Source organism: Desulfovibrio sp., from assembly GCF_009712225.1.
Lineage (GTDB): Bacteria > Desulfobacterota > Desulfovibrionia > Desulfovibrionales > Desulfovibrionaceae > Desulfovibrio.
Map to the genome: position 1 here is coordinate 350,448 of NZ_WASP01000006.1, position 21,793 is coordinate 372,240.

The 21,793-nt window shown below is 54.2% G+C and carries 17 protein-coding genes and 1 pseudogene; 11 read left to right on the forward strand and 7 right to left on the reverse strand.

Annotated features, from left to right (window positions below; translation table 11 throughout):
- Nucleotides 1-240: 240 nt before the first annotated feature.
- The 6 genes from fbp to F8N36_RS06965 all read left to right on the forward strand — a co-directional run bounded on the left by fbp (nt 241) and on the right by F8N36_RS06965 (nt 6,218).
- Nucleotides 241-1,248 (forward strand): class 1 fructose-bisphosphatase, encoded by a 1,008-nt coding sequence (gene fbp, locus F8N36_RS06940; protein ID WP_291332070.1) that lies wholly within the window; start codon nt 241-243, stop codon nt 1,246-1,248.
- A 74-nt stretch (nt 1,249-1,322) separates the two neighbouring features.
- On the forward strand, nt 1,323-2,384 hold the full coding sequence (gene tsaD, locus F8N36_RS06945; protein WP_291332071.1) for a tRNA (adenosine(37)-N6)-threonylcarbamoyltransferase complex transferase subunit TsaD: 1,062 nt from the start codon (nt 1,323-1,325) through the stop codon (nt 2,382-2,384).
- Nucleotides 2,385-2,543: 159 nt separating this feature from the next.
- Complete coding sequence (gene trxA / locus F8N36_RS06950; RefSeq protein WP_291332072.1) at nt 2,544-2,867, forward strand: thioredoxin; 324 nt, start codon at nt 2,544-2,546, stop codon at nt 2,865-2,867.
- Nucleotides 2,864-3,790, forward strand: a complete 927-nt coding sequence (trxB, locus tag F8N36_RS06955; protein WP_291332073.1) for a thioredoxin-disulfide reductase — start codon at nt 2,864-2,866, stop codon at nt 3,788-3,790. The genes trxA and trxB overlap by 4 nt, the downstream gene beginning before the upstream one ends.
- Nucleotides 3,783-4,514: an outer membrane protein assembly factor BamD gene (locus F8N36_RS06960; RefSeq protein ID WP_291332074.1), complete on the forward strand. Its 732-nt coding sequence runs from the start codon at nt 3,783-3,785 to the stop codon at nt 4,512-4,514. The genes trxB and F8N36_RS06960 overlap by 8 nt, the downstream gene beginning before the upstream one ends.
- A gap of 243 nt (nt 4,515-4,757) precedes the next feature.
- A complete protein-coding gene (locus F8N36_RS06965) occupies nt 4,758-6,218 on the forward strand; it encodes a cation diffusion facilitator family transporter (RefSeq protein ID WP_291332075.1) in 1,461 nt (486 codons plus the stop codon).
- A gap of 268 nt (nt 6,219-6,486) precedes the next feature.
- On the opposite strand, the gene yihA is transcribed toward F8N36_RS06965, so the two are convergent.
- On the reverse strand, nt 6,487-7,143 hold the full coding sequence (gene yihA / locus F8N36_RS06970; RefSeq protein WP_291332076.1) for a ribosome biogenesis GTP-binding protein YihA/YsxC: 657 nt from the start codon (nt 7,141-7,143) through the stop codon (nt 6,487-6,489).
- Between the two features lie 186 nt (nt 7,144-7,329).
- Between yihA and efp the strand changes: the two genes are divergently transcribed.
- The 3 genes and pseudogenes from efp (at nt 7,330) to lolA (ending at nt 11,105) form a co-directional block, all read left to right on the forward strand.
- Nucleotides 7,330-7,887: an elongation factor P gene (gene efp / locus F8N36_RS06975; RefSeq protein ID WP_291332077.1), complete on the forward strand. Its 558-nt coding sequence runs from the start codon at nt 7,330-7,332 to the stop codon at nt 7,885-7,887.
- Between the two features lie 6 nt (nt 7,888-7,893).
- Nucleotides 7,894-10,389, forward strand: a pseudogene (locus tag F8N36_RS06980) (DNA translocase FtsK); the annotation flags it as partial.
- A 44-nt stretch (nt 10,390-10,433) separates the two neighbouring features.
- A complete protein-coding gene (gene lolA, locus F8N36_RS06985; RefSeq protein ID WP_291332078.1) occupies nt 10,434-11,105 on the forward strand; it encodes an outer membrane lipoprotein chaperone LolA in 672 nt (223 codons plus the stop codon).
- A gap of 70 nt (nt 11,106-11,175) precedes the next feature.
- Here lolA and F8N36_RS06990 read toward each other — a convergent pair whose 3' ends face one another.
- From F8N36_RS06990 to F8N36_RS07015, 6 genes are all read right to left on the reverse strand, one after another.
- Entirely contained in the window at nt 11,176-11,628 is a 453-nt protein-coding gene (locus F8N36_RS06990; RefSeq protein WP_291332079.1) for an acyl-CoA thioesterase, read from the reverse strand.
- Between the two features lie 151 nt (nt 11,629-11,779).
- Nucleotides 11,780-12,313: a HyaD/HybD family hydrogenase maturation endopeptidase gene (locus tag F8N36_RS06995; protein WP_291332080.1), complete on the reverse strand. Its 534-nt coding sequence runs from the start codon at nt 12,311-12,313 to the stop codon at nt 11,780-11,782.
- A 61-nt stretch (nt 12,314-12,374) separates the two neighbouring features.
- On the reverse strand, nt 12,375-13,079 hold the full coding sequence (gene cybH / locus F8N36_RS07000; protein ID WP_291332081.1) for a Ni/Fe-hydrogenase, b-type cytochrome subunit: 705 nt from the start codon (nt 13,077-13,079) through the stop codon (nt 12,375-12,377).
- 51 nt (nt 13,080-13,130) lie between these two features.
- A complete protein-coding gene (locus F8N36_RS07005; RefSeq protein WP_291332082.1) occupies nt 13,131-14,945 on the reverse strand; it encodes a nickel-dependent hydrogenase large subunit in 1,815 nt (604 codons plus the stop codon).
- Nucleotides 14,946-14,956: 11 nt separating this feature from the next.
- Complete coding sequence (locus F8N36_RS07010) at nt 14,957-16,057, reverse strand: hydrogenase small subunit (protein ID WP_291332083.1); 1,101 nt, start codon at nt 16,055-16,057, stop codon at nt 14,957-14,959.
- Nucleotides 16,058-16,180: 123 nt separating this feature from the next.
- A complete protein-coding gene (locus F8N36_RS07015; RefSeq protein WP_291332084.1) occupies nt 16,181-18,295 on the reverse strand; it encodes a methyl-accepting chemotaxis protein in 2,115 nt (704 codons plus the stop codon).
- Nucleotides 18,296-19,420: 1,125 nt separating this feature from the next.
- Between F8N36_RS07015 and F8N36_RS07020 the strand changes: the two genes are divergently transcribed.
- Together F8N36_RS07020 and F8N36_RS07025 are read left to right on the forward strand one after the other, a co-directional pair.
- Nucleotides 19,421-20,404, forward strand: coding sequence for a hypothetical protein (locus F8N36_RS07020; protein ID WP_291332085.1), 984 nt, complete (start codon nt 19,421-19,423; stop codon nt 20,402-20,404).
- A gap of 61 nt (nt 20,405-20,465) precedes the next feature.
- The gene (locus F8N36_RS07025) at nt 20,466-21,407 is read left to right on the forward strand and encodes a hypothetical protein (RefSeq protein WP_291332086.1); all 942 of its coding nucleotides are present in this window, start codon (nt 20,466-20,468) and stop codon (nt 21,405-21,407) included.
- Nucleotides 21,408-21,793 lie beyond the last annotated feature (386 nt).

Sequence of the window (21,793 nt, forward strand, 5' to 3'; positions counted from 1 at the left end):
CACACCCCCCCGCCCCCACGCACCCCACCCACCCACCCTAACGCCTGGCGCCGCCCGGGGGCGGCGCAAGTCTTTTGAAATGTGTTCTCCCTGAAACGCACTGCTCTGGCAAAGCGTTTTGCCGGGTAAGCAGATTGCGGTGCGATCCATCAGGCTGCCCCACAATGGCTGATGCTCGTTTTCAGGGTTAATTGTTCAAATGTTCCTCTCAATTTTCTGGATGTTGTAAGGAGCCCCCAAATGGCTGACATCACGGTTACTGAACACCTGCTGCTGCACCAGAAGCGTACCCCCCAGGCAACGGGCCAGTTCACCGGCCTTCTGTACGACCTGATTCTTTCGGGCAAAAGCATTTCGCGCCGCATTGCCAAGGCTGGCCTGCTTGATATCCTCGGCGGTACCGGCGAAGTGAATGTTCAGGGCGAGAACGTACAGAAAATGGATTCCATCGCCAACCGCGTCATGCTGTACCGCATGGAACGGTGTGGCGCTCTTTGCGCCATGAGTTCGGAAGAAGAAGCCGATCTTATCCGCGTGAGCAAGGAATTTCCGCGTGGCGATTACATTCTGATTTTTGACCCGCTTGACGGGTCGAGCAATATCGACGTGAACATCAACGTCGGCACCATTTTTTCCATTTTGCGCAGGCCCGAGGGCCACACCGGCGAGGTCAGCATTGATGAAGTGCTGCAGCCCGGCGTAAAGCAGGTTGCCGCAGGGTATATTCTGTATGGTCCTTCCACCATGCTGGTGCTCAGCACCGGGCAGGGCGTGCACGGCTTTACTCTAGACCCCGGCGTGGGCGAATTTCTGCTTTCCCACCCCGACATGCGCATTCCCGAGCAGGGGCATATCTATTCCGTCAACGAGGGCAACTGGAAAAACTGGGACGCCCCCGCGCGTGAGGCCGTAACGTGGTTTCATGGTTGCGAAACTTCTGACGGCAAGCCTTATTCCTCTCGCTACGTGGGCGCGCTTGTGGCTGACTTTCACCGTACGCTTATCAATGGTGGTATCTACATGTATCCGCCTGACGCCAACAAGCCCAACGGCAAGCTGCGCCTCATGTGCGAGGCCAACCCCCTGGCTTTCCTTGCGGAACAGGCTGGCGGCAAGGCAAGCGACGGGCATGGCCGCATACTTGAGCGTGTGCCGGACAAACTGCACGCGCGTACACCGCTCTACATTGGCTCGTCGCTTGATGTAGAGGCCGTGGAAAAAATATACGCGCGGCATGCGGGCAGATAATGTTTCTGGCAGCCCTCGCACGAGTGCGGCGGCTGCCTTCTTGTACCGGCCTTGTGCCGTAAATGGCGAAATGCATGCTGTGTCTTGGAATTGAAAGTTCTTGCGACGAAACTGCCTTGGCTCTGGTTGAAGACGGCAGACTGGTTGAAGCAGTACTGGCAAGTCAGGCAGACGTGCATGCCCTGTTTGGCGGGGTAGTGCCAGAGCTTGCCTCACGCGAGCATTACCGCTTTGTTGGCGCGCTTTTTGACGAACTGATGCGGCGCAGCGGCAGGGCCAATGCCGAGATCGACCTTATAGCGGCTGCGCGCGGGCCGGGCCTGCTTGGCAGCCTGCTTGTGGGGGTTGCTTTTGCCAAGGGGCTGGCCCTTGGGCTTGGCAAACCTTTTCTTGGGGTCAACCACCTGCACGCACATCTTCTGGCTGTGGGCCTTGAGCACGAGCTGCGTTTTCCGGCGCTTGGTCTGCTGGTTTCTGGTGGGCATACCCACCTGTACCGCATGGAATCGCCGTGGGAATGCAGCCTGCTTGGCCGCACTTTGGACGACGCGGCTGGTGAAGCTTTTGACAAGGTAGGCAAATTTCTTGGTCTTGCCTATCCCGGCGGCAAACTTATGGATGCTCTGGCGCGTGCTGGCACTGCCCAGCCCACGTTGTTTCCCCGGCCTTATCTTGATAATGATAATCTTGATTTCAGCTTCAGTGGTTTGAAAACCGCCGCAACCGGGCAGGCCGCTCATTTGCTGGCAGGGCAGGAATGGCCCCGCCCACTGACAGATTTAGCCTATGCGCCGCAGGCTTTGAAGGACTACTGCGCTTCGTTTAACCTCGCTGTGGTTGAGACCCTTTGCGCCAAAACAAAACGTGCACTTGACCGCAACCCTGATCTTAAAACATTGATAATGGCTGGCGGTGTGGCCTGCAATTCACTGCTGCGCGACCGTATCAGCCAGCTGATGCAGGGTAGGGGAGGCGAGGCCTTTATTCCCAGTGGTAAGTTATGCACTGACAATGCGGCCATGATTGCCCATGCTGCATGGCTTTTAGGCAAGAGTGGCTACAGTCATAGACTGAGTATGGAAACCATACCCCGTGGCAAGGCCATACCAAACGATATGCTGTCCAGCTTGTGCTGAAATGGTCAAGAAACCATGCAAAACAAGAGATTGTCTTGACAGAGGGCACATTGGTATCTACTCTTACTCAATACAGAAGCATACACATTAAAGCGCTTCTGTTCGCGTCATTGGTTATAGTGGCTGTGGCGCGACACAAAGCAACGTAAGGAGATAGTTATGGCTGAACAGGTCACTGACGCCACCTTTGAAAGCGTTGTGCTCAAGTCTGATCTTCCGGTTCTTCTTGATTTCTGGGCTCCCTGGTGCGGCCCTTGTCGTGCGGTTGGTCCCATCATCGACGAACTGGCTACCGAGTATGACGGAAAGGTACGCGTTGTTAAAATGAACGTGGACGAAAATCCGGCCACGCCCACCAAGTTTGGCATTCGCGCTATCCCGACTCTTGTCCTTTTCAAAAAGGGCGAAACGGTTGAGCAGATCACCGGGGCCGTCACCAAGGCTGCCCTGAAAGACCTTATTGATGCAAAGGCTCTGGCATGAAGGAATATGATGCCGTTGTCATAGGCAGCGGCCCCGCTGGTATTACGGCCTCAATGTATCTGGCCCGTTCTGGCTGCTCGGTGCTCATGCCTGAGCAACTGGCGGCTGGCGGCCAGATTTTGCAGACTGAAGCCATGGAAAACTATCCTGGTTTTCCCAAGGGCATCAAGGGCTATGAACTGGCGGATCTTTTTGATGCGCATCTGGCCGGTCTAGAGGTAGACCGGCCTGCCGCATCAGTTGAATCGGTAACCGGTTCTGCAGGGCATTTTGTGGTTCGCGCTGGTGGTGTGGATTACGCGGCCAAGACGGTTATCGTTTGCTCTGGTGCGCATCACAAGCCTCTGGGGCTGGAAAACGAAGACAGGTTGCGCGGGCACGGCGTATCGTATTGCGCCATCTGCGACGGCAATTTTTTTCGTAACCAGACCGTCGCGGTAGTTGGTGGCGGAAATTCGGCGTTGGAAGAGTCGCTTTACCTTGCAAAGATCGTAGGAAAGCTCTATCTTATCCATCGCCGCGACGAATTCCGCGGGCATAAGATTTATCAGGATAAGCTTGACGCCCATGGCGACAAGATCGAGATTCTGCGCAGCAGCGTTGTAAGCCAGTTACACGGCGAAAACGAGCTCACAGGTCTTACGGTTAAGGAACTGAAGACCGGTCAGGAACGGCATCTGCCTGTAGACGGACTTTTCGTCTACGTAGGTTATGAGCCTTCCACCGGCTTTTTGCCCGCAGAGGTCGTCCGTGACGAACAAGGCTTCATTATCACCGATACTGAAATGCGCACGAATGTTTCGGGCATTTTTGCTGCTGGTGATATTCGCTCCAAGCTTTGCCGTCAGGTAATCACTGCCGCCGGTGACGGCGCAACTGCCGCGCAGGCGGCGTTTGTATTCTTGGAACAGCTCCATGCATAAAAAACTGCTTCGCTCCCTTTTGCTTGTTATAAGCATGTTTGCGGTATCCGGTTGCGGCATCATCGATATGATATACCTGCCGCCGGCGGAAGATACCGCCCAGGAGGTTTTTGAAGCCGCCAACGACGCCATGAGTGAGAAAAACTACGTGCGCGCCGTGGAGCTGTACAACAAACTTCGCGATACATATCCATTCAGCCCGTACACGGTTGATGCGGAACTGTCGCTGGCCGATGCTTATTACCTTGACGAGGAATATGAACTCGCAGCCGAAACCTACAAGGATTTCGAATCGCTGCATCCCCGTCATGAAGCTATCCCCTACGTTCTGTACCAGACTGGCATGTCGCTCATGAAGCAGTTCCGGACCATCGACCGGGCTACTACAGAACTTAAGGAAGCTTACGACTATTTTGACCGCCTGCGCCAGACCTTCCCCGATTCGCCCTACTCCAAGAGCGCGGAAGAGCACATGCGCATATGCCGTCAGTTGATGGCCGAGCACGAGCTGTATATTGCCGACGTGTTCTGGCACATGAAGAAATACGGCCCCGCTTGGCATCGCTACGAATATGTCATGGCAAACTTCAAGGATGTGCCTGAGGTTGCCGAGCATGCCAAGGAAAAGAGTCTTGCTGCGTACCACAACTACCGCGAAATTCAGTCACAGGAAGTTCGCGAGAATCGTGAAGGCAGCTGGAAGAAGTGGTTTACTTGGCTGTAAACCGATCCAACTGGCCTTACTGAAGTAGATCTAGAAATAACAAACCGGCTGTTTTGTAAAAAACAGCCGGTTTGTGTCGCATTGGGCGGTACACTGCGGCAGGCGTACCCATGGTTGTGGTGCTCCAATAATGCAATACTCCAGCAATTTGGCACCAGCCTGTGCAGGATTGCATGAATACCCCAAAAGCTACTGTCCCCAGTCTTTTTAAACACAATACTTTTGCACGACACAGGATGCGTTATGGATATGCATGCTCACGGTACATACGAAAAAAGCCGCGCCGCCATGTTTTCGTTGCTGGCGGCACTGGCGCTGACCAGCGTCAAGCTTGCCGTGGGGCTTTATACCAACAGCCTTGGTGTCTTGTCTGAGGCTCTGCACAGCGGGCTTGACCTACTGGCTGCGGCCCTTACTCTGGCTGCGGTCAAAATTTCGTCCAAACCTGCCGATTCCCGTCATCCTTACGGCCATGGCAAGGCAGAGAACCTTTCTGCCCTTGCGCAGACCCTGCTTTTGTTTGGCACGTGCGCCTGGGTTGTCTATGAAGGCGTGCACCGTCTGACTTCTGGCGGTAGCACGGTCGTGCCTTCTCTTTGGGGCGTTGGCGTCATGGCTTTTTCCATGGCCATTGATATCAACCGGGTGCGCGTTTTGCGCCGCGTGGCCAAAACTTTCAACAGTCAGGCTCTGGAAGCGGACGCGCTGCATTTTTCCACTGATATTCTTTCTTCCGCTGTAGTTCTTGTGGGTGTGCTGGCTGTATGGCTTGCGCAGGCCATGAATCTGCCCGAACCCTTGAGCAGGGTGCTTTCACAGGCAGATACGGTGGCTGCCTTGATCGTTGCGGCCATAATTTTTCGGGCCAGCATGCACATGGCTTCTGATGCCGTTGATATGCTTATGGATTCTGGGTCTTCGCATGCAAGCGAAGCCATTGTCGGCGCGGTTAAGGGCATAGCGGGTATTTCTGAAGTAAGGCGGGTGCGCGTGCGCACCAGTGGCCCCCAGAATTTTGTAGACCTCACCGTGGGCGTTGCGCCGGGCCTCAAGGTGAGTGACGGTCACCGGTTGGCGCACGAGGCCGAAGAAGCCGTGGCAGCGATTTTGCCGGGTGCGGATGTCACCGTGCACGTGGAGCCCCGTAAGTCGTGCCGCATTGACGAAAATAATCCCTTTGCACTTGTGCAGCTTGTGGCCTCGGAACACGGCCTGGCCGTGCACGATGTGCATGTTTTAAGCGCTGATACCGCCTGCCACATCGAACTGCATGTAGAGCTGCCTGGCCAGATGCCCTTTGACCGTGGCTATGCGCGGGTCAAGGCCTTTGAAGACGCCCTGCGTGAAGCCCTGCCGGGTGTTGAAATTGTGAGCCATCTTGAGCCCAAGGCGCCCAGTGCGGCCCTTGAGCCCGGTGCTTCGGTTTCAGTGCCATTTTCTGAAATGGCCTGGCGTGAGATTCAGGCAGCAGTGGAAAAAGAACCCCTTGCTGGCAAGCCCCATAAATTTTCAACCTACGTGCTGCCAGAGCAGGGCATTTGCATTTCGTTTCACTGCAATGTGAGTGTGGGCCTGTCGGTGGAAGAGGCGCATAATGTCTGCACCCGGCTTGAAAAGCGCATACGGGAGGCTGTGCCCCAGCTTGGGCGTCTGAGCATTCATATGGAGCCCGCCGTTGTTTCAGACAGCGGTAGCAAGGCCTAGGCCGCGCATATTCGCTGTCCGGGCCAACCTGTTATGTAAGCTTGCCGCAGGCGCGCAGAAGCGTGCCTCGCATGGCTTGTCAGTAATGGGGTGATGTTCGGTGAGCGAGACTGCGGCAGTCGTCTGTATCCCAGAATTCTGACGCATGTTATTACCGCCATGCGTGGTGGGCACTTTTCCCACAGCCGTCATTGCGAGCGAAGGCCGTTTTATGCCGTTGCAGCACGCCTTGTAACGGGCTGCAACGGTGTGGTTATTCTGATCTCGGCTAGTCGTTGTTTTCAGATTTCTGCCGGATTTCCTGCTCGTTTTCCGCCTCGGCGTTTTCAGCAGCGCCGGAAGCCACTCGCTGCGGAACGGCAGTTTCAACCAGTATACGCCACAGGTTATCAATGCCAAAGCGATTGCTGGACGAGGTGACCACGGGGCGAGTGCCCAGCAGTTCCTGCCATTCGTTCTGCCGGTTGGCGCGTTCGCGCTGGGTGCATTTGTCAGCCTTGGTAAGTACGGGAACAATGTTCAATCCATTGGTGCGGGCAAAAGAAGCAAGATTTTTGTCGAGCATCTGGGGTTCCAGACGGCTGTCCAGCAGCAGGGCCAAGGCCTTGAGGCTGCTGCATTCCACGAGATACCGCTCAAGCAGGTGCGCCCATTTTTCGCGCTCAGAGTGGCTGGCGCGGGCATACCCGTAACCCGGCAGATCAACCAGATAGAAGTTGTAGGGCGTGACCTTGTAATAATTTACCGAGCGGGTTTTGCCCGGGGTGGCGCTGACCTTGGCCAGTTTTTTGCGGCCAGCCAGAGCATTGATAAGCGAGGATTTACCTACGTTTGAACGCCCGGCGAGGGCAATCTGCGGTTCTGCCAGCGAGATAAGCTGCTCAAGCGTATAGGCTGTAGTTTCAAGGGTAAGAATGGGATTCATAATAAAACCTCATGTAATACTTTAACTTTGAGCCTTGACAAGCAAGCTTGTTTCAGCAAATATTTTCAATTCAGGGCTGAAGCTTTCAGCCAACTTCCGTATAAGGTAGCCGCTCTTGCCGCACTTGGCAAATGACCGGCCTTACAGCCAGCCTGCGCCGGTTTGCGGCGACATGTAGGAGGACAGATGTTTTCTACCACAGACTTTCGCAAGGGTCTCAAGATTGAAGTTGAAGGAACCCCTTACGAAATCGTTGATTTTCAGCACTTCAAGCCCGGCAAGGGTGGCGCCATGGTGCGCACCAAGCTGCGCAATATCCTTACGGGCCGCATGCAGGATATAACCTTCCGTTCCGGTGAAAAAGTCGGCAAGCCCGATCTTGAAACCCGCGACATGCAGTTTCTGTATCGCCAGGAAGACGACCTTATCTTTATGGATATGACCACGTACGAACAGCTGCAAATGCACATCACCACCACCGACGGCAAGGAAGGCTTCCTTAAAGACGGTCAGGAATGCCGCGTGCTGCTGTACAAGGGTAGCCCCCTTGATATTGATATTCCTCTGAGCCTGGTTCTGACTGTTGTTGAAACCGAGCCCGGCGCCAAGGGCGACACTGTCAGCAACGTCACCAAGGCTGCCAAGCTTGAAACCGGTATTTCGGTTCAGGTGCCGATTTTCGTCAACGAAGGCGATCGCATCAAGGTTGACACCCGCACCAAGGAATACCTGGGCCGGGAATGATGACCGGTTCGGGAGGGTAGCCCTACGGACGCCCATAAATTCAGCCGCGAGCTTCTTGGCCTTTTTCTTATCTTCTGGGCGCTGCTGCTTTTGCTCAGCCTGCTCAGTTTTGACGCCAACGACCCCAGCCTTAACCATGTGGTTAGCGGCGTTGTCAAGGTAAAGAACAAGGCTGGTCTATTCGGCGCGTACACTGCGGGTTTTCTGAACGACGTGTTTGGCGTGGCCGCCTATCTCTGCCCACTGATTTTCGGTGCGCTGGGGGCGGCCTACGTTTCTCCTTCGTACAGTCTGCACTGGTCGCGCTGGCTTGGCTTTTTTCTGCTCACCATATGTCTGCTTGTCATTGGCGCTGCCGCAGATGTCACCGTGGGTGACATGTGGGGCGGCGGCATGGTGGGCAACGCCCTGCACATCAACGCCAGCCGTTTTCTGAGCCCTGGCGGCTCGGCCCTTGTGTGGCTGTTTGTCGCCCTTGTGGGTACGCAGCTTGCCGGTAACATTTCATGGTTCAATGTTGCAGCACGTGTGTTGCAATGGGTGCAGGAGCGTATTGCCGCGCGCAGGGGCGAATCTGCCCCGTCTGCCCCTGTTAATGAAAGGCAGCCCGAAGAAGGCGACGGCAAGCGTGGCTGGGCGTTGCGCAACCTGCGTTTGCCTTCCATGGAATTCTGGACACGCTGGCGCGACCGTCTGGGCAATATTCAGCCCACTGCGGATTCTCTGCCCGAAGTGTTTGAAGAAAAAAAATCACGCTCTGCTCAAACTCAGGCACAGGCGGAAGGAAAACGTACGCATCAGACAGATGTGGACGATGATCCCTTTGCTGTGGCGCAGGATTTTAACGGCGTGACCATCTCACCGGTTCTGGATGCGGCGGAAAGCTACAACCAGAACGGCGAAGGCCCCGCTGAACAGGCAAATTACGAGGAAGCGCCAGCATCCGCAGCGCCTGCCTCTGCGCAAGCCCCTGCCGATAAGCCACGTGTTGCCGCGCCTGCGGCTTCTGCCGAGGCTCCCAAAAAGCAGGGTGGCCTTACGGGGTTGCTTGCGGGCATGACTGGCCGCAAGGCCGCCATCCCTCTGCCTGGCCTTGATCTTCTTGCGCCCCCTGCCAAGGTGGCTGGCAATTCCAGCAAGGAAGACCGCGAGGCCAGGGGTAAGGCTCTGATTGCCTGCCTGCGCGATTTTGACATTCAGAGCGAGCTTGTGCATGTCACCCCGGGGCCCGTGGTAACCATGTATGAGGTGCGCCCCGCCCCCGGTATCCGCGTGAGCCGTATCGCCAACCTGAGCGATGATCTGGCGCTCGCGCTCAAGGCCGTGGCTGTGCGCATTCAGGCACCCATTCCCGGTACAGATACCGTGGGTATTGAAATACCCAACGACAACCGTGAAACCGTCAACTTCAGGGAACTGGCAGCCAGCGAGCCCTTCCGCAAGGGTTGCGGCCCTCTGACCATGATTCTGGGCAAGGACATATCGGGCAAGCCCATCATGGCCGACCTTACCCGCATGCCGCATCTGCTTGTGGCGGGCGCTACAGGCGCGGGCAAAAGCGTGTGCCTCAACGGCATTCTCATAAGTCTGCTGTACCACACGCAGCCCAAGGACATGCAGCTGCTGCTCATTGACCCCAAGCGCATTGAAATGGCCGTGTACGCAGACGAGCCGCATCTGGTGCACCCTGTGGTCACGGAAATGAACGAGGCCAAGAACGCACTTGACTGGGCCGTTCACGAAATGGACCGGCGCTACGAGGCCATGGCTCGCCTTGGCGTGCGCAATGTGGCTGGCTTTAACCAGAAGCTTGCCGCCTGCAAAAATGATCTGCCGCCGGACTTTGCCGACCTTGAACCCTTGCCCTATCTCGTTATAGTAATTGACGAGCTGGCAGACCTCATGATGACCGCCGCCCGCGAAGTGGAAACCAGCATCGTGCGCCTGGCACAGCTGGCCCGCGCCGCTGGCATTCACATGATTCTTGCCACACAGCGCCCCAGTGTGGACGTGGTGACAGGGCTGATCAAGGCAAACTTTCCGTGCCGCATATCGTTTCAGGTCACCTCAAAGCACGATTCGCGCACCATTCTTGACCAGGTGGGCGCTGAACATCTGCTTGGCAGGGGCGACATGCTCTTCAAGCCCAGCGGTGGCCGTTTGCAGCGTCTGCACGGCCCCTTCCTGAGTGATGAAGAAGTCGCCAGCGTTGTAAGCTACTGGAAACGCCAGCTCAGCCCCTCATACAAGGTCGATTTTGCCCAGTGGGGGCTCGACTCTGGCAACGGCGGCGGCTCTGGCGGTGGGGGCGATGCGGCGCAGGACCCCTTGTATGGTGAAGTACAGGCCTTTGTGAGCGAGCAGGGCCGCGCGTCCATTTCGCTGGTGCAACGTCGCTTTAAAATCGGCTTTAACCGGGCCGCCCGTCTGGTTGAGCAGCTTGAACACGATGGCATCATCGGCCCGGCAGACGGCAGCAAACCGCGCGCCGTGGTCAAGTAATAGCAACATTCGGCACAACTGGCGGCGTATGCCGTGGAGGTGTTATGCGTATAAACGGCATGTTGGCCCTGGCAGTCGGGCTGGTACTTTGTGTGGCAACCGCTGCCCAGGCTTCAGATATAGCCAATACCATTCAGGCGCGGTATGACAAACTGCGCACTTTTTCCGCCACCTTTGAGCAGACCCTTACCCACAAGGAAAGCGGTTCGGTAGAAAAGCGGCAGGGTAACCTGCTGTTTCAGAAGCCCCTGCTCATTCGCTGGCAGACAGACAAGCCCCACGAAGAAACCCTGGTGGTGACCAGCAAGGAAATTTGGGATTACCTTGCTGACGAAGAAATTGCCTACCGTTATCCCCTTGAACTTGTGCGTGATTCGCGCAGTATTATTCAGGTGATTACCGGCCAGGCCGCACTGACCAAGGATTTTGACGTGAAAGAAGACGGGCAGGAAAACGGTCTTGCCAAGCTGCATCTGTACCCCAAGGAAGCCGCGCCGCAGATGGTTGAAGCTCTGTTGTGGGTCGAGCCTGCCACCGGCTACATCCGCAGGGCCAGCATTATCGACTTTTACGGCAATTCTAACGATGTGCGCTTTACGCAGTTCAAGCCCGACACCTCGCTCAAGGCCTCTGACTTTACCTTTACCGCGCCCAAGGGTGTGGAAGTGGAAGACCGTATTGATCGCAAGGTGCAGGAACGGGAACTCTTCAAATAGATTTGCACGGTTACGCAAAAAAGGCCTTGGTGTTAGTACCAAGGCCTTTTTTATTTGTGGGAGGCCGTTTTCAGGCGCAGAGCATTTTGAAAATGGCAGTGGCGTCCTTGTCCACAACGGGAAAGGAAGTTTGCAGTTCTTCTGGTACGCTCACAGGTTTGCCGCTGACCATATCAATGAAAACCCACTGGGTTTCAGCTTCGGCCAGCAGGTTTTTTTCTTCCGTATTCCAGAATACGTAACGGCGTAAGCTGCGTCGCGATGCGTATGAGGCTATCCATGTGGCGGCAGTGACCACATCCCCCAGAAAGGCGGGGCGCTTGTAGGTGATGGTGTGCTGGCGCACAACCCAGCCCTGGCTGATGCTTTCATAGCGTTCCATGGGCCAGCCGCATACCGCAGAGTGGGCCACTGCCACGTCCTGCATCCAGGCCACGTAGCGCAGGTTGCTGACGCGCCGCTGCATGTCTATGTCGTCCTGCCCTATGACAATCTGCTGCGTATATATGTTGATTTGAGCCATATGTCCTCCGGAAGCGTGATGGCGCAGAACATACGCCCTGAATGCAAAAAATAAAAGACACGCGGGCTTGCATACATTGCCCGCGTGTCTTTTGCTTTACGGAATGCCGCTTTACCGGCGTGGAATGTTTTTGGGCTACAGCTGAATGGTTCTATGCATAGCTTTGGGCCAGGGTATCAAGCACCGCCGCAGAAAGGTGTCGTGGGTGGGCTCTCAGACTTGGGGAAATTCCCCATTGCTGCAATACGTTCAGGGCCATGTTCTGTGCGGCTTCAAAACTTTCGCTCACCGGCGTGGAGAGAGGTGCTGCCAGTGTCATGGCCGCGGGCTGCACGCCAATAAGAGTACATTGCTCGGGCGCAGTGCCGCGCAGGGCGGCAAGCCCCATTACCTCCGAAAAACTGTTCTGGTGTGGGCCTATCTTTTGTGCCGTGAGGTAGGCAGGCACGTTGTCGCGCTGCAGCAGTTCTCCTGGTTCAAGGCCAAAATCCACCGCATCCAGCACCAGCAGCCTGTCGGCGCGTTCCACAAATGTCAGCAGGGTTTGCCCCTGCGTACCGCCGTCCACCACTTCCACATTTTCTGGAAAATCCCAGTGGGCGTAGAGCCTTTGCGCCAAAAGCACGCCAAAACCCTCGTCGCCGTACAATATGTTGCCAAGACCAAGAATGATGATCTGTTCCATGCAGGTTCCCTTGTTAAAGGGGGGCGACCGCGGTGGGCCGCCCTGGAATTATGCCGTTGCGCTACGGCTTGCGACGTTCGCGATAGCCGCTGAACATGGACGAAACAAGGGTGGTTTTGCCCATGATTTCTTCGCGTATGACCATGTACAGGTGCACTGTCACAAAGGTGATAAGCAGCAGCATGCCCAGGCGGTGCAGGCTGCGGGTCATCTGGCCGTTGCCGCCAAACCAGTTGTTTATCCAGTCCTGCACAAAGGTAAAAAAGTGGATAAACGGTACGTGGCTATCCTGAGCGTACATGCCAAGGCCCGTCAGCATGATAACGAGCATAAAAATCATGCCCGTGCCCATGCCGATCTGCGCCAGCGGATTGTGGCCGACATGCGCGCCACATTCCTTGTTCAGGAAGAGATACCAGCGTACGTCCTGCCACAGGTCGTTCCACCAGTCCTTGCTCCACACAGGCATGATGATGAGCTCACGCGAATAGCGGTTGCCCCACACCAGACCGTAAATATAGCGCAGTACGGTTGAAATGATCAGCACAAAACCCGCAATAAAGTGCGCCATGCGGGTGTAGCCCATGTAAAAAGTGTTGTAAGGCTCGCCCGTGACAGAAAGCCAGGGTTTGCCAATGATGTAGCCCGTAACAATAAGCACGCATACGCAGGCCACCATAACCCAATGCCATATGCGGATGGGCAGCTGGTATACGTAAATGCTTTTGCCCATGGGCATTTGCGGCAGCAAATGTTGTTCGCTCATGACGTTCTCCCGGCGGAAGGCTTGTATTCCGCGGCTCGGATTGCCCGAACGCTAGAAGCAGTTGTCTGTTCTCACTGATAACAGCTCTGATCCATCCGGCCCGATAATGTGCGTGGAGCAGGCCAGGCAGGGGTCAAAGCTGTGCAGGGTACGCAGGATTTCAAGAGGCTGGTTGGGAACCGCCATCTTCGTACCCATGAGCGATGCTTCGTAGGCGCTGAGCTGTCCGTCGGGGCTGCGGGGCGCACCATTCCATGTGGTGGGAACAACACACTGGTAATTCTGTATTTTTCTGTCCTTGATGGTAACCCAGTGCCCCAGGGCACCACGAGGGGCCTCGGTAAAGCCCACGCCGCGAAGGGCAGTGGTAGGCCAGCTTTCGGGTTTCCACATCTTGGTATTGGCCGTGGTGCGGTTGCCATTTTTAAGGTTGGCCACAAGCTTGTCGTAAAAATACCGCATCTTGTCTGCCGACCATGCCAGTTCGAGCGAGCGGGCGGCTATGCGGCCAAGGGTTGATTGAAGGGCTGCAACCGGGGCCTTGGCCTGGCCGAGAAAGTCATCAATGAGACCCTTGATTTCGGGATCTTTTTTGGCGTAGCCCACCAGCAGGCGGGCCAGGGGGCCCACTTCCATCTGATGGCCGCGCCAGAGCGGTGTTTTGATCCACGAATACCTGTCACGTTCGTCCACCTGCTTGAGATCCGTAGGCGTTCCCTTGATGTTGGGGCCTGGGGCATAGTTGGGCTCTGTCACACCGTCAAAGGGATGCAGGCCGGTTTTGCCGCCTGGGTAGGGCTTGTACCACGAGTGGGCCACGGACTCCTGAATTTCTTCTGGATTGCGTAGGTCAACGGGCAGTACTTCATTGAAGTTGCCGTTGATGATGGCGCCACGCGGCAGCAGCAGGCTTTTGTCCGAGTAGTCGTTGGCGATGTTGGGGATAGCACCGTAAGAAAGTACGGAAAGCTTGGAAAGCCCGCCGCCGATTTTCAGCCAGTCGCCGTAAAACGCGGCAAGCGCCAGCGTGTCGGGTATGACCACCTGCTGGGCAAAGGTGCGGCAGCGTTCGATGAGCTGCAACACAAGCTCCAGCCTTTCCTGATTGATCACGTCAGCTGCGCCGTGTGCGTCAAGATTGAGCGAGCAGGGCACACCGCCTACCAGCCAGTTGGGGTGGGGATTTTTGCCGCCAAAGATGGTGTGTATCTGCACCATGTCTTTCTGGAAATCGAGCGCTTCCAGATAGTGGGCAACCACCAGTAGGTTTGCTTCGGGCGGCAGCTTGTAGGCCGGGTGGCCCCAGTAACCATTGGTAAAAATGCCCAGCTGTCCCGATTCGATAACGCGGGTAAGGCGGTCTTTGATGGACTTGAAGTAACCCGGCGATGAATTGGGCCAGGGAGTGAGTTTCTGCGAAAGCTCTGAGGTTGCCTTGGGGTCGGCCTTGGCGGCAGAAACCACATCCACCCAGTCAAGACCGGCCAGATGGTACAGATGCACCAGATGGTCATGGTACATGAGGCATAGGTGCATGATATTGCGGATAATATTGGCATTGTCGGGAATTTCGATGCCAAGCGCGTCTTCTACCGCATGCACCGAGGCAAGGGCGTGCGTGCCCGTGCAAACGCCGCAGATACGTTCCACAAAAGCCCATGCGTCGCGTGGGTCGCGGCCTTTGAGGATGATTTCAATACCTCTGAAAATGGTGCCGCACGAAACAGCGTTGGTGATGACGTTGCTGTCGTCGAGGTTAACCTCGCAACGTAGGTGCCCCTCGATGCGGGTAACCGGATCAACAACAACGCGGCGGCCAGAATCCTTAACGGCATAACCCTGTGAAGTCGTATATTCGTAGGCCATGGGGTATTTCCTCAGCTGTTGGAGTCGGTGTCAGAGGTTCCCTTGCTGTTTTTGCAGGCGGCATGGCGCACCATGCTGGCGACGCCGTGCGCTGCCACGCCCGCAGCCACGCCCGCCACAGCGGCAACGCCAACGGTTTCAGCCGTTGCATTGGTGCCCATGTGCGGGATGGTGGTTATGCGGTCATAAAACGATCCCTGATCCCAGAAATTCTGTTCCGAACAGCCGATGCAGCCGTGACCAGACTGAATGGGGAAGGAAACGCCGTTGTTCCAGCGTGTGGAGGGGCAGGCATTGTATGTGGTGGGGCCTTTGCAGCCCATCTTGTACAGGCACAGGCCAGCGCGCGCGCCAGCATCGTCCCATGATTCCACGTACTCGCCAGCGTCAAAGTGCGCCCTGCGGTAGCAGTGGTCGTGCACGCGTTTGCCGTAGAACATTTCGGGCCTGCCCTGTGAATCGAGAGTGGGCAGCCTGTCGTAGGTGATGATGTAGGTCAGGATAGAGCTCATGACCTCAGGAATGGCCGGACAGCCGGGAACCTTGATTTGAGGCTTGTTGGGAAAGAGCTTGTGCAGTGGCGTGGCACCCGTTGGGTTGGGGTGGGCAGCCTGTACACAGCCCCACGAGGCGCATGTTCCCCAAGCCACCAGGGCCTTGGCATTCTCCACGCCGTCCTTGAGCTTTTCGTAAAAGGGCTTGCCCGCGTCAATGCAGTACATGCCCTGGCCGTTGAGGGGCACGTTGCCTTCCACCGCCAGAATATACTGGCCCTTGTATTTATGAATGGCCTCTTCATACGCAGCGTTGGCCTGATCGCCAGCGGCCGCCATGATGGTATCCTGATAATCCATCGTGATCATTGAGAGCACAATGTCGGTCGCCAGCGGGTGGGCTGTGCGCAAAAATGATTCAGTGCAGCATGAGCAGGAAAGCCCGTTTATCCAGAGCACCGGAAGCCGGGGTTTTGTTGACAGTGCCTGTGCTATTGCCAGATCTGCGCCGGGGCCAAGGCCCAGAGCTACTGCGGTAAGTGCACAGAATTTCATGAAATCTCGGCGGCTGACACCACGATTACGCAAGGCTTGTTCGGTAGTTTCGAGATGAGCCATAAGTACCTCGAGAAGAACATGGTTGCAGGGTTTGGATGCACAATATCCAAATACTTAAAGCGCTCCTTTTAGTTCAGCGTATAGCATGTGCAGGCTGTTTGCTGCACTATAGCCTATAAATGGTTACAAGATACTCTTCTTTACGTTGGTATTGTTCAAATCATTCATAACGTCAACAAGAATGTCGGTCTGGTTGCGCAATTCGCCCAGAACAGCCGTTGCCTGATCCATGGCGGTTGCGGTCATAAGGGCAAGACGGTTGATGTCTTCAAGACTTCTGTGGATGGTTTCACTTGAGGCCGATTGCTCCTCAGAGGCCGTTGCAATCGATTGGGCCTGGGAAGTGGATTCTCTGGCAAGCTTTACCAGTTCCAACAGGGCATCGCCCGACTGCCGGGCAAGCAGCGTGACAGACCCTATGGTTTCTGCTGTCTGCCCTACATGACCAATGTGCTTGCGTGTGCCGCTCTGGATTGCATGAATTGCCTCACCTACCTCCTTTGTGGCTGTCATGGTTTTTTCGGCCAGTTTGCGAACCTCGTCGGCCACCACGGCAAAACCACGACCGGCGTCGCCTGCCCGTGCCGCTTCAATGGCGGCGTTAAGGGCAAGTAGGTTGGTTTGATCTGCAATATCACTGATGACATTCAATATCTGGCCTATGCCCTCGGCCTGCTGACCAAGAACACCCATGTCAACCTTCATGTCGTCAGACTGTTTTTGCACCTGCGCTATGGCGGTAATGACGTTTTCAACCACAGACGAACCCTTTGTTGCCTGCTGGTGAGAATTGTCTGCCGTCTGGGCGGCATCGGCGGCGTTTTTGGCTACTTCCACAACCGTAATGCTCATTTCCTGCATTGCGGCAGTGGTGTTTTCCAGCCGGTGCGACTGGGTTGTTGCACCTTCGGTAGACGTTTGCACCTGCTCCGAAAGAGCATTGAGGGCAATATTGAGCGATTCAACAACCCCCTGGATCTTGTCTACAGCGGTCATAAGGGTCTTTGCCCTGGCGCTGGTGGCCTGCTCGGCCTTTTCTGCTGCCTCGCGGCACTGGTCAGCTACTTTGCCTTTTTCTTCGGCCATATTCTGCAGATGTTGGGCTGCCTGAATTTGTTCCTTGAGCCTCCTGACCATTTCTCGCAGCACGTTGGCAAGACCGCCAATTTCATCGCGCTGGTCTACGGCCAGCGCCGCGTCAAAATCGCCCTGTGTAACGCCCTGAGCATAGCGCAGGGTTCTGCGCACAGGTCTGCCAATGGTGACGCAGATTCTCCACCCCAGCAAAATGGTAAAACAGGCAACAAGTAGTGCGCCAGCGCATGAAACCACAAGCTCCTGTCTGGCAGACCGCACATCGGCTCTGGCAATTTCAAGCTGGTGAGCGCCCCACGAGTTTTCTACATCCATAAGACTGTCAATGCGACGGGTAGAGGCCGCAAACCATTCTTGCGGTTCCACATCAAGGCTTGATTTCTCAAGGTTGGCGTAAGCCGTATCACGAAAACGGTTTACCTCGTCGTCCATGGCCTTCAGCTTGCCTTGCAGCATGTTTTGGGCCTGAGCCCCGCCTAGTTCTGCAAAGGAATGCAGATAGGTATTTTGCGCGCTGACCCTATACAGCCAGTCGCGGTACAGCTGTTTGCTGAACGTGCCCGCAGAAAAAGCCGCGTTGAGCGTGGCACGTTCCTGTCCGGCGATTTCCTTGCCATGCACAAGTTGCAGTATGGATGTGAGAGCCTTGTGGCTGAGTTCGTTAAGCCCTGAAAAAGCGTTTATGAATTCGTTTATGCTGTTGCCATAAGCGGAGATGGCCTGGAGTGCGTCTATTTTAATATCTCTGGCAGCAGAACGGGTATTTGCAAGCGCTGCAAACGTGCTGGTTGCAGAAGAAAAAACAGGCGCAAGTGTGCCGTTTTCTTTTGTATCTGCTTCGGCAAGTTTGGCGGTAAACAGCTTGTAAGCCGCATCGGATTTTTTGATCTGCTCAGGAAGTTCAACGGCAAATTTTTTGCCATGACTGCCCAGATAACCTGCTGTGTACCCTCGTTCCTTTTGAAGTTCGTGTATCAGTTCACCCGCAGAAAGGCTCACAACCAGGGCGCGCTCGACAAACTTGAGCTCGTCTATGTCCTTCCAGCGTTGAATGCTTTCAACAGTGACAAGAAACAGAAATGTTGCCATCGGCAAAATGAGCAATAGGCTGAGTTTGCGGGCAATGTTCAGGTCTGCAAGCATGGCGACCCTCCTGAGGAATATTTCTGACTCAAGTTCAAACTATGCTGGCAAGCTTCTGTGGATGATTGCTTTTTAAACTTTCCATCCTAGTGAGATGGATTATTGTTATAGGTATCATAAAAAAAACAAATAACAACCACCTTATAAATATGATTATGGCTAACATAATGTTTGCATTGTAAATAATTGTAATAATCTGAAATAAAAAGATTTTTATTGGGATGGAGGGGTGCTGTACATCTAGATAATATGTACAAACTGTTTTTGTGGTTTGTCATGAACTGTTTAGAATATTGCTATATTCACCTAACATTATGGATTTACAGTTGTTAAATTGTAAAAATATTTGTTAAAAAATTCATTTGTTACGCTGGCATGGTGCAATGATTATATCGTGTGATTTAATTTTTTTTTGTATTACCTTGGCAGTTTTGCTTAAAGGCGCAATGAGCGCGTTTGAGCAGTTTCAAATTCTCCGGATATGACCAATGGTGATGTGAGGCATCGCGATGATTCTATTCCTGTATTGACTCATGCCGCGTCGTCATTTTCTGCTGGGTCAATGCGCCAAAGATCTATGTCTCTTTTGCCTTGGAAGGCGGAGCCGTGAGTATCTGATTTTTCCGCGCTTGTGTGAGAAATATTTTTAAGTCAGTCAGAGACAATTTTTTAAAACAAAAAAAAGAATACATACGTATTATGTGTATTATGCTGGCTAATAGTGAAATGAACATGATTATATAATAGGTGTAAAAATGTGTAACAGCTCTTGAATTATTACCAGCAATGAAAATGATGCAGCTGCATATTCAAATTTTCTAAAACAAATATTCATAATAAATATTTGCTTATTTTTTATATATTATGTGTTGCGTGTATTTTTTTTGGCATGAGCTTATACAAGAGTACACCTCTTATAAGAATATTCATTCTCCGAATTAAACTCCCAAAGACATTTTTTGTCAGATATGCTATAAATCCAATGAACTGACAGCACAGATGAACGGTATCAGCCCTGAGCGGTTGCGCCCGCTCTTGTCTGTCAAATCAGTGCCAAGCGCACTGGTCTTGCACAACATTGTCCCCATTTCAAAACAGGCAACAATCCTTAAACAGGGGAGCATTATGAGCATGTTTCGCTTTTTGAACGGCAACAAGCGCCATCTTTCTACATCTGAGGCCGCTTGCGGGCGTCGGTCTAGTGCGGTTGCCGTGCTTGGCCTGTGCTGCCTGATGCTGTGCCCGGGCACTTCGGTCTTTGCCGCATCCCGCACTGTGGGAGAATTTACCGTAGATTTGCCTGCAGGCTGGAAAACGATCGAAGAAGGGGCCGGCCTGTTATTCACCTCGCCCAAGGATGACTGCAGTATCTCAGTGATGCAGAAAGACTGCTACAATGGTGAGCTGGATCTGCTGGCCAAGGCCTCTGCCAGTATTACCAGTGGTAATGACCTGCGCACCCTGGGTGAAGGCAAGGGCGTGGTATTTGCTGACAGGCACGCCCGCTACTGGGTGGGGCTGCTGGACGACAAATATATGGAAGTATCGGTTGAACACAAATGTCGTGGGGCGGGGCCGATCATCAAAAGTCTTAAACTTGCGCCCAAGGCCAAGGATGCCGCCGCACTCGATAAGCTGCTGGCTCTGGTCCACAGCGCTGAAAACGCCAAGTGGCTCGCAACAGGTGATCGTGCCGACGATGCCAAGGCTGTTGAACCGTCAGACCCCACGGGTGAAAAGCCCAACTTTGCCGCCCTGAGCGACGGCCAGCCCGCAGCCGAAGCGCAGGAAAAAACCATTCCCACTGGCTGGCGCACAACGCACACCGGCGTGTGGGCAATCTATGACAAGCCCGAAGAAAATGTTTGGGTTGCCGTAGGCACGTACCCTCTTAAAAAAGACCCCGAGGGCAAGTGGGTAGCATCCCTCATAGAGCTTGCGCGCAAGCTTGGCGGCATCAATATCTCTCCCGGTGAGGGTATGGTTGATTTTATGACGCGCGAAGGGGCCTTGGGTTCAATGCAAACCACCGATGCCAATGTGATTGTTGAATTGTACTTTCCTGAAGAGAATGACGGCCTTTCCGAATTGCGAGATGCGCTGCATTGATGCGTGCGCATGCTGAGCACGTACTTCCTGATTTTTCAGCATATATTTTGAGGAGCCATAAATGCGAATGCTCAAACCGTGTGCGGTATGCCTGACGGCCCTGTTGGCCTTTGCGCCATCTATGGGGCAAGCCGCAGGCATTGTTCTAAAGAACAGCATGAACGCTGACATAAAGTCGGTTTTTTGTGTGGGCAATAATGGCGAGAGGCTTTCTGTTGTCGAGGGGCTACCCAAAAAGTCGTCCAAAACCGTTGCCGCAGCAAAATTCCCCGAACATTCGTGCACACGCATTGGTGTGACCATGCAAAACGGGGCAGGGTGGCAGTATTATCACGAACCTGAGCCGGGTTCGGCCAGAGAGATCGAATTTTCACTGGATTCCGCAGGTCAGCACGATACCCGCAAATATCCCTCTATGTTGATTACCTTACCTGGCAACGATGCATACGTAGCCCCTGCGGGCGTGCCCATGTTTATTTTTACGCAACTGATGAGCAAGGGCATGGATCAGACACGCTGGAAGGAATTTGCCCTTCCCGGCTATGAGTCACTAAAGGAACCCGGCACGTATGCAGTGTGTTTTGCGGACCAGTCGTGGAATATTGGGCAAGGCGGCCTTAAGTTTAGCGGCAAGGGTGGAACCCTGGAAACAGTTTCCATGTCGGCGCCATTTGCCAATACAACCTTGGGAGCCGCATTTGATGACCTGAAAAAGAACGGCTGGCTGCCCCTGACGCTTGAAGCCAACGGCCAGACCAGCGTATTCAACCCCGAGGGCGCTGCCATGGCTCCCCAGGAAACAGGCGCTGATTGCCCACAAACCAGCGACGCACTGTGGCAGGCTTTTGAAACACAGTTTGTGAGCAGCACCGAAAGTACAGACAAACCCGTGCGGCTCGTGCTGGCCCGCGAGGGGCTGACCCTTGCAATAAATCTGAACCTCGATACGGCGCTGGCTGAAATAACCCTTGCGCAAGCACCAGTCGTGACGGCAAAGCAATAGGTGAAACAGCCATTTTTGGGGTAATTTATTTGCTTGTGATGATTGCAGATGCACATTTCATTTATGTGCATCTGCTTTTTATTTCAGGTAGTTGCATGAGAATATTGTAGTGTTTTTGTGTGAATAATAATTGAAGCTACTCTTTAATAAAAAATTCTGAAACACTTTATCTTTCATATTTTTTTTGAATAATTGTTCGTAGTAACAAGCGGTACCAAGCAGCGGGCCCAGATATGTACGACAGCAGGGCACGTATACACAAAACCGAATTGCACGGTGGTCAAGATGGGTAATAGAGTGTTTGCCAAAATACTGATCATTGAAGATGCACCCCTGTTACGGTGACTCTGGGCGATCATCTGCGCGACAGGAGATTTGAATGCGTT